The 3,255-nt window shown below is 37.5% G+C and carries 3 protein-coding genes; all 3 read left to right on the plus strand.

From position 1 onward, the window contains the following. A partial coding sequence (locus tag BUE08_RS10940; protein WP_502689430.1) for a cobalamin B12-binding domain-containing protein occupies positions 1-157 on the plus strand: 157 nt, incomplete at its 5' end. Beyond that, positions 158-1,519, plus strand: coding sequence for a uroporphyrinogen decarboxylase family protein (locus BUE08_RS05190; protein WP_059032467.1), 1,362 nt, complete (start codon positions 158-160; stop codon positions 1,517-1,519). A gap of 194 nt (positions 1,520-1,713) precedes the next feature. After that, positions 1,714-3,075, plus strand: a complete 1,362-nt coding sequence (locus BUE08_RS05195) for a uroporphyrinogen decarboxylase/cobalamine-independent methonine synthase family protein (protein WP_286680522.1) — start codon at positions 1,714-1,716, stop codon at positions 3,073-3,075. Positions 3,076-3,255: the final 180 nt, after the last annotated feature.

Here is a 3,255-nt window from a genome sequence, read left to right on the forward strand (position 1 = left end):
AATAGACGGCCTTAAAGAAGCAGGTCTAAGAGACAAGGTTAAAGTGATAATAGGAGGCAACCCGGTAAACCAGGAAGTGTGTGAACATGTGGGGGCAGACGCCTGGACGACAAATGCTGCTGAAGGAGTAAAAATATGCCAGGGGTGGGTGAAATAAATGAATGACGTAAAAGCATTGCAGGAAGAAAGGATCAGCATATATCATGATGTATATGATAATAAGGTGCCAAAAAGAGTTCCTGTAGGCATAAGCCTTCCCTTTGAATTTGTTGCCCAGTATGGAGGGCTGAATTTAGCTCAGGCGCAGTGGAATCCTTCGATAGTGGAAGAAACCGCTGACAAATTATGTCAGAAGGTTTATTCTGATACCTGCGTTTTCTCCGGCTCATTGCGTTTTCCTTCCTTTTACGAGTTGATGAAATCTCAATCCTTCGTTATGGCATCAAATGGATTTATCCAACATCCGGAAGTAGTTGGCATGATGCCGGAAGATTATGATTATCTTATTGAAAAACCTTATGACTGTATTCTGGAAAGAGTGCTTCCTCGCCAATATAAGGCGCTTGATGCAGCAGACCCGATTAATAGCGCTATAAGCCTTACAAAAAGTGTCTTAGCATACAATAATGACTTTATGGAAAGCGGCATGATAGTTGGAAAACTTACCGAGAAATACGGCTACTACCCGGGGAATTTATTTAGCGGCGGTTTTTCGGAAGCGCCTTTTGACTTTATAGCTGACCAACTTAGGGGATTTAAAGGTATAAGCATGGATATTAGGCGCATTCCTGATAAGTTAAAGGAAGCATGCGAAGCAGTTTATCCCATAGTGTTTAAAAAAGGTTTGCCTGCGCAAATTTCTAACTATGGACAAGTGTTTTTGCCTTTGCATATGCCCACATTTATGCGTGAAAAGGATTTTGAAAATCTTTACTGGCCTACATTCAAAAGAATGTTGGATGAATATGCCTCGATGGGGATTCACTGCAGCATATTCTGCGAGGATGACTGGACAAGGTATCTTGATTATCTTTATGATCTGCCGACAGATACTGTTCTTATGTTCGAGTACGGTGATCCTAAAATAATCAAAGGTAAATTAGGCAAAAAGCACATAATTACAGGACTCTATCCAATAGTCAATTTAAAAACAAAATCTGAAAAAGAGTGCGTAGATGAAGTAAAGCGGTACATTGACATCCTTGCTCCGCAAGGCAAATATATATTTGGATTTGACAAACAGCCTTTGCTATTAAACGACATAAACTTAGAAAATTTGTGTGCCGTTGCCGAAACTGTAAGAGATTATGCGGTTTATACCAATCCGGGAGATACTGCAGGTATTGAGTTTAAGAAGGAAGAGTATAAGGTGGAGCCTTCGAGAAAGTTAGAAAGTAAATATTATAAGACATGGGATCAATATAAAGCATTAAATCCAAATGTATCAGAGTTTGGAAAAGACAAACTTTCAAATCTTGAAGATGCAGTATTTCAATATCTGGTTTATTTATTAATGTAAATTGTATGGTATATTCGTCATTTAGTTTTTGCTGTCTGATACGCTATGTGCAGGGATTACAGAAAATTGTCTAAAATAAGCAAAAAATCTTTACATTTCATAAGAACCAATATATAATTGAATTTAACTATAAGTGTTTATAGTCTAAAGAAGGCGGAACATCAAAATAACTATAAAAGGTGAATAAATTCGATATGATTAATGCAAAAAAGTTGCAGGAAGAAAGGGTAAAGATCTATGAGGATATCCTTGATAATAAAATACCCAAGAGAGTTCCGGTAGATATATCCCTTACACTTGAAGCTGTAGCCCAATTTGGAGGCCTTGATCTGGTAGAAGCTCAGTGGAAACTTGAAAAACTTAAAGAGCCTGCGGACAAGATATGTCAGTTGGTTTATTCTGACATATGTGTTTTTGCCGGAAGTTTTCGCTTGCCTTCTTTCTACCAGGCCCTTGAGTCGCGTTCATTTATCATGGCATCAAACGGCTTTATTCAGCATCCGGAAGTAGTAGGAATGACGGTGGAAGACTATGATTATCTTATCGAAAAACCTTATGATTGTATCCTAGAAAGGGTTCTTCCTAGACTGTACAAAGCTTTTAACGCTTCAGATCCCATCAACAGCGCAATAAGCCTTACGAAAAGCTTGCTTGCATATCAGAGCGATTATAGGCAACTTACAGACATAATAAATGATCTGGTAGAAAAATATGGATTTTATCCAAGCTCGATTTTTAAGGGCGGTTTTACCGAAACACCTTTTGATCTTCTTGCAGACCAACTTCGCGGATTTAGAGGCATAAGTGTGGATATTAGGCGTATCCCTGATAAAGTTAAGGCTGCCTGCGAAGCATTATATCCTATAGCATTTAAAAAAGGTCTGCCAAAAAATCCTTCAAAATACAGCAGAGTTTTTATGCCACTACATATGCCGGCCTTTATCAGAGAAGAAGATTTTGCAAAACTTTACTGGCCTACCTTCAAACGCATGACTTATGAATATGCATCCCTTGGTATTAATTGCAGCTTACTTTGCGAAGGAGATTTATTAAGATATTTAGATTATCTGTACGAACTACCAACAAATACACTGCTTGTCTTTGAAAGCGGTGACCCAAAGCTTATAAAAGAAAAACTTGGAAAAAAGCATATTATTACAGGCTTGTATCCAATTATGAGTTTGAAAACCAAATCTAAGAAAGATTGCGTTAAAGAAGTTAAGGAGTACATTGATATACTTGCTCCGGGAGGCAAATACATATTTAGCTTGGACAAACACCCGCTCATGCTAAATGACATAAACCTAGAAAATCTATGTGCTGTTGCGGAAACCGTAAGAGATTATGCAGTTTATACTAATTCGGGAGATACTGCAGGCATTGAGTTTAACAAAGAAGATTACACAGTCGAGCCTTCAAGAGAGCTCGAAAGTAAATATTATAAGACATGGGATCAATATAAAGCATTGAATCCAAATGTATCAGAGTTTGGTAAAGATAAATTACAATGGCTTGAAGAAATGATTTTTCAATATTTAATTTACTTGATTTTATAATTAAACACGCAGTGCACATAGCACACAGGGACGGTTCTTTTGTGTTGTCATAGCACAGAGGGACGGTTCTTTTGTGTTGTCTGACAACACAAAAGAACCGTCCCTTGTAATATGAGATAGAAGGGTTATCCATTTTTTAATGCAGCAAAACCCGAATATTAGCTTTCTAGTATAGTATAA

This window comes from Tepidanaerobacter sp. EBM-49, assembly GCF_001896645.1.
Lineage (GTDB): Bacteria > Bacillota > Thermosediminibacteria > Thermosediminibacterales > Tepidanaerobacteraceae > Tepidanaerobacter > Tepidanaerobacter syntrophicus.